Genomic DNA, 5,588 nt, shown 5'->3' with positions numbered 1-5,588 from the left:
GAAATTTAGCCGATAATATTTGTACAAAAAGGGGGTTAACACATTTTTGACATAAAAACAATCAACTACCTGATTATTAATTACATATACAGATGTTAACCCTAAATTATGTTAACCCTGTTAACCCTTTGTTAGTAGAGTCAATCCAGCCCAAACTATATAGCGCTTAAGTATCTGAATAAGTCAAAAAAAACGAGGCTGATCATACAGCCTCGTTTTTTGTAAAGTAAACAGAGATTTTATTTAATACTGACAATATGTCATTTAGGTATTTAAATTTTGTTTATTTTTGCAAACTAATTTTTTATATAAATGATGGATTTGCTTATTCCGGATAAAACGCACGACGAGAGCAGGCAGGGTGAGGCGTTAATGTTAAAAGCCGAAACAGCTAAAAATAATGGTCGCAAGCTTTATATTGAAAGCTATGGCTGCGCCATGAATTTTTCTGATAGTGAAATTGTTGCATCCATATTGGCCGAAAGTGGTTTTGAAACTACGCCCGACTATAGTATTGCCGATGTTATTTTCATCAATACCTGTTCTATCCGCGAAAATGCTGAGCAACGCGTACGTAACCGCTTAAAGGAATTTACCGTTGCCAAAGTGAAAAATCCGGGTTTGGTGGTAGGTGTATTAGGCTGTATGGCCGAACGCCTGAAATCAAAATTTTTGGAAGAAGAAAAATTAGTGGATGTTGTTGTTGGTCCGGATGCATACCGCGATCTGCCAAACCTGATAGACCAGGTTGACGGCGGACAAAAAGCGGTTAACGTACTGCTATCGCGCGAGGAAACTTATGCAGATATCAGCCCGGTACGTTTAAACAGCAACGGCATAAATGCCTTTGTATCCATTATGCGTGGATGCGATAACATGTGCTCATTTTGCGTGGTACCGTTTACCCGTGGCCGTGAGCGCAGCCGTGATCCGCAATCAATAATAGCCGAATGCCAGGATTTGTTTGATAAAGGTTACCGCGAGGTTACCTTGTTAGGGCAAAATGTGGATTCATATAAATGGAAATCGAAAGTTGAAGGTTCTGAGTCGGAAGTTATAAGTTCAGTATCAGAAGCTGAGACCAATTTCGCCAACCTATTGGAGATGGTAGCCTTGATCAGCCCCGATCTGCGGGTTAGGTTTTCAACCTCGCATCCGAAAGATATCACTGATGATGTGCTTTATGCCATCAATAAATACGATAACATCTGTAACTATATCCACCTGCCGGTACAATCGGGCAACAGCCGCATCCTCGACCTGATGAACCGTACTTATGACCGCGAATGGTACATCAACAGGATAGATGCTATCCGCCGTATCATTCCTGATTGCGCGGTATCAACCGATGTGATCACCGGTTTCTGTAGTGAAACAGACGAGGAGCATAAGGAAACTGTAAGCATGATGGATTACGTGAAGTATGACTTTGCCTACATGTTTAAGTACAGCGAAAGGCCGGGCACTTTAGCAGCAAAACGCTATGCCGATGATATCCCGGAGGAAGTAAAGCAGAAACGCTTATCCGAAATAGTAGCTAAACAGCAGGAGTATTCTTTTTACAGGATGCAGGCACGCATTGGTAAGGTAGAAAAAGTACTGATAGAAGGTTTCTCCAAAAAATCAGACAAAGACTATTGTGGCCGCAGCGATCAAAACGCAATGGTAATTTTCCCCGTTGGCGAAGGTTACAAACCAGGAGAATACGTTAACGTACTTATCGAACGGAGCACATCGGCTACGTTGATAGGCCGCGTTGTATAGAGGCAAGAAGTCAAGACATAAGAATCAAGATGGAAGGTAAAAGGAAACTAAACAATGATGAGGCATAATTTTAAGAGCTTGAAGATTTGGCAAAAGTCGATGGATCTTACTGATTTGACTTATGATTATTGTAAAGCATTACCTATCGAGGAAAGATATAATCTGATTGACCAATTAAACAGATGTTCCTGTTCTGTTCCGTCTAACATAGCGGAAGGTTCGGGTAAAAGAACTAAGGCGCATTTTGCCGAATTCTTAACAACGTCCCTTACTTCATCTTTTGAAGTAGAGACTCAATTATTAATATGTGAACGAAGGGGCTACGGCTCTAAAGAAAAATTAAAGGAATGTTTAGACCTTGTTGTTGAAGTTCAAAAAATGATATTCTCTTTCAGAGAATACATTTTGAACTCTGATGATGAATAAAAACATGATCTTATATAAAAGACAAGATGTATGTAAGAAGTTATATTTGGGTAGGAGGGTTCTCCGCTCAAATCTTGCTTCCTGACTCTTGACTTCTTGAATCTTTTTTAACATGGAAGTACAGGAAATTAAACAACGCTTTGGGATCATTGGCAATTCGCCATTGCTTAACCGGGCTATAACTATAGCAAACCAGGTTTCGCCTACTGATATTTCGGTATTAATTACCGGTGAGAGCGGTAGCGGTAAGGAGGTTTTTTCGCACATCATACACCAGATGAGCCCGCGTAAGCATGGGCCTTTCATTGCTGTTAACTGCGGTGCCATACCTGAAGGCACTATTGATTCAGAACTTTTTGGTCACGAAAAGGGAGCCTATACAGGTGCCGTTGGCGAACGTAAAGGTTACTTTGAAACCGTAAATGGCGGTACTATATTTTTGGATGAGATTGCCGAGATGCCGCTGGGTACCCAGGCGCGTTTGCTGCGGGTGCTTGAATCCGGCCAATATATCAAAGTAGGTTCATCGAAAGTAGAAAAAACAAACGTACGTGTTATCGCGGCTACCAACGTTGATGTATATGATGCGGTGAAGAATGGAAAGTTTCGTGAAGACCTTTACTACCGGTTAAACACCGTACCATTGAAGATTCCGCCACTGCGCGAGAGGAAAGAGGACGTATTTTTGCTGTTCCGCAAGTTTACCGCCGATTTTACAGACAAATATCGCACGCCGCCAATCCAGTTGGATGAAGAGGCCCAGCAGGTATTAACAAACTATTCGTGGCCTGGTAACGTAAGGCAGTTGAAAAACATGGCCGAGCAATTGGCGGTATTGGAGCGCGATAGGATCATCACCGCGCAAACACTGCTTACTTATATCCCGCATGAAACCGGCGGACGCAACCTGCCCATGCGCCTGGACAATCAGCCTAAAGAGGATTTCTCCGAACGGGATATCCTGTACAAAGTATTGTTTGATATGAAGCGGGATATGGTGGAGTTGAAAAAACTGGTGGCCGATATTATAGAGCATGGTGGTGTTTCGCAGCATTATGCCAATAATCCGCAAACCTTAAACCAACTTTACCGCGATATTGAGCTGCATGGTAATAACGACCCACAATTTACTTTACAACAACCCGTTAATACGGTTACAAACAACAGCGGTAATAACAATACCATCGACGGTTTTAATATAACGCATGATGCCGAAGAGGTGGAGGAATCACTGTCGCTGATTGAGAAGGAATCAGACCTGATCCGTAAAGCTTTGAAAAAACATAAGGGCAAACGTAAGCTTGCCGCTAATGAATTAGGGATCTCTGAGCGTACTTTATACAGGAAAATAAAAGAACTAAACTTATAAAATTGATGAAAAAACTTTTGGGAATTATTTCAGTGTGTGTGCTGGTACTTATATGTCCATCATGTTACACTCTCAAAAATCAATCAATCCCGCCCACTTTGAAGACCCTCAATGTTCAGTTCTTTGAAAACAATGCTGCGCTGGTGGTTAATAACCTGAGCCAAACTTTCACCGAAGCGTTAAAAGACAGGGTCCGTACACAAACCAGCCTAAGCTTAGTCCGCGGCGAAGCCGATGCAACCATGTCGGGCGCTATTACCGGTTATTCTATTGCTCCGGCATCTATTCAAGCCACTTCAAATAATGTGGCACCAATTGCTGATGCTAACAGGCTTACTATTACCGTCCGTGTTAAATTTTCATTTGATGCCGCGAAAACTCCGGCAGATAAAAAGCTTAGTTTTGAGCAAAGTTTTACTAAGTTTGCCGATTACCGGGGGGATATTTCTTCGCAGGAGCAGGCACTTATACAGCAAATTAATAAGCAATTAATTGACGATATTTTTAACGCAGCCTTTTCTAATTGGTAGGCAATTTGTATTTTCAACCACGTGGATCAATATTTGAATAGCAGGCAATACGAAATATTAGATGAACTGTTAGCCAACCCGGCCGAAACAGGTTCTTTTTATGGTTATAACCTGCAGCAGCTGGTTGATGCCTACCCGCAAAGTGGTATTTTGCGTGCCCTGCTTGCCCATGCCGGTACAAATAAGGATGTGCAGCGTGCAGCAGTTTATTATAGCCCAGCTTTACTGCATAAGTTGATCAACGAGCCCGATGGGCTTACTCCGGTAAATTCAGCACAGATAATTGACCATGTCGGTGTTACTCCCGCAGCTAATACTCCTGCTGCTGAAAACTATTTCAATATCGGTCCTGCTATTGATGACCATCAGGATGCTTTACCGCCTATACCAGATGAGCCGGCAGTTGACGTAGATGACGAAATAAATAGCTTTGATTTTACGATTACTGATAATCATAAACCTGAAATTTCGGATGCTGCACCTGTAACGGAAGTTGAGGATGCCGGTCCGGTAGCCTTTGAGGCGAACGGAGAAAGTGCTGCCGCCACCCATGATATCGAAGACGAGGTTTACGATGAAATTGTTGGGATCGAGAATATAAGTATCGGTCAGCAGGCTGATGTTGATGAGCCTGTTGCCGATGTTAAAACTGAGCCTGCCGATTGGGGATCGGATGTACCGCCGCCGGTTGTTGTTAGCGAAACCAGGGAAGTAAGGGATGATGTAACGGAGAAATGGATCATCAGCAATATTGCTTCGGCTGATTACTTTTTGTTTGATAACTCAGGTGCTGCTACAAGAGGCGGGGATAAAGCTGCTCTACAGCCCGAAAAAACTGAGCCTGCCGAACAGCATGAGGTTTTATCGAAGTACAACGACGAGAAAATGCCTTATACCTTTATGTGGTGGTTAGATAAAACCCGTAAGGAATATGCATCAACCTATCAACCTTATAATATTGAAACAGTTGCCCAGGTAAAAGCGCCTGTGGTTTCCGATAATCAAACTGCTGATGCATTACAGCATCAGTATTATGAAAATATCTTCCATTCGCAATCTCTTGAAGAGCTGGAGAAAACCCCTCAGCCCGATGTTCGGGAGATAAAAAGAAAGGAAGACATCATCATTGAGAAATTTATTAAAGAGGAGCCACAGATCAGGCCGCCATCAATTGATAAGCTTGATAACGAGAATAAAGCAAAGAAAAGTTCGGAAGACAGAAATGACCTGGTAAGTGAAACTTTAGCCCAGATTTACATCGATCAGATGTTGTATCACAAAGCTATTGCAACTTACAAAAAAATGATGTTGAAATTCCCGGAAAAAAGCCGTTACTTTGCAAGCCAAATTGAGCAGTTAGAAAAGAAAACTAATTAATATAAAGAAATGTATATCGTTTTAATCATTGTTACCGTAATTGTATGCGCTCTGTTAGGGCTTATCGTACTTATCCAAAACCCTAAAGGCGGTGGTTTGGCATCAAATTTTTCAAGCTCATC

Annotated in this window: 6 protein-coding genes; all 6 read left to right on the top strand. The window is 42.0% G+C overall.

The genetic code is table 11. The features are described 5' to 3' along the window. Positions 1-312 precede the first annotated feature (312 nt). A complete protein-coding gene (gene miaB, locus VF500_RS27230; protein ID WP_330862684.1) occupies positions 313-1,764 on the top strand; it encodes a tRNA (N6-isopentenyl adenosine(37)-C2)-methylthiotransferase MiaB in 1,452 nt (483 codons plus the stop codon). A gap of 54 nt (positions 1,765-1,818) precedes the next feature. Beyond that, entirely contained in the window at positions 1,819-2,190 is a 372-nt protein-coding gene (locus VF500_RS27225; RefSeq protein ID WP_330862683.1) for a four helix bundle protein, read from the top strand. A gap of 112 nt (positions 2,191-2,302) precedes the next feature. Continuing rightward, complete coding sequence (locus VF500_RS27220) at positions 2,303-3,559, top strand: sigma-54 dependent transcriptional regulator (RefSeq protein ID WP_330862682.1); 1,257 nt, start codon at positions 2,303-2,305, stop codon at positions 3,557-3,559. A 98-nt stretch (positions 3,560-3,657) separates the two neighbouring features. Continuing rightward, a complete protein-coding gene (locus VF500_RS27215; protein WP_330862681.1) occupies positions 3,658-4,089 on the top strand; it encodes an LptE family protein in 432 nt (143 codons plus the stop codon). A gap of 21 nt (positions 4,090-4,110) precedes the next feature. Continuing rightward, entirely contained in the window at positions 4,111-5,466 is a 1,356-nt protein-coding gene (locus VF500_RS27210; protein ID WP_330862680.1) for a hypothetical protein, read from the top strand. 9 nt (positions 5,467-5,475) lie between these two features. Then, positions 5,476-5,588 (top strand): preprotein translocase subunit SecG (secG, locus tag VF500_RS27205; protein ID WP_330862685.1); only part of this gene is annotated, 113 nt, incomplete at its 3' end.

Origin of the sequence: Mucilaginibacter sp. (assembly GCF_036383575.1) — a bacterium.
Classification (GTDB): domain Bacteria; phylum Bacteroidota; class Bacteroidia; order Sphingobacteriales; family Sphingobacteriaceae; genus Mucilaginibacter.
The sequence above is the reverse complement of the archived record's forward strand: the minus strand, read 5'-3'. Positions and strand labels throughout refer to the sequence as shown.

What these genes read in the sequence shown, in the direction of transcription:
- miaB (WP_330862684.1), top strand. Translation starts at nt 313, where the DNA reads ATGATGGATTTGCTTATTCCGGATAAAACGCACGACGAGAGCAGGCAG.
- VF500_RS27225 (WP_330862683.1), top strand. Translation starts at nt 1,819, where the DNA reads ATGATGAGGCATAATTTTAAGAGCTTGAAGATTTGGCAAAAGTCGATG.
- VF500_RS27220 (WP_330862682.1), top strand. Translation starts at nt 2,303, where the DNA reads ATGGAAGTACAGGAAATTAAACAACGCTTTGGGATCATTGGCAATTCG.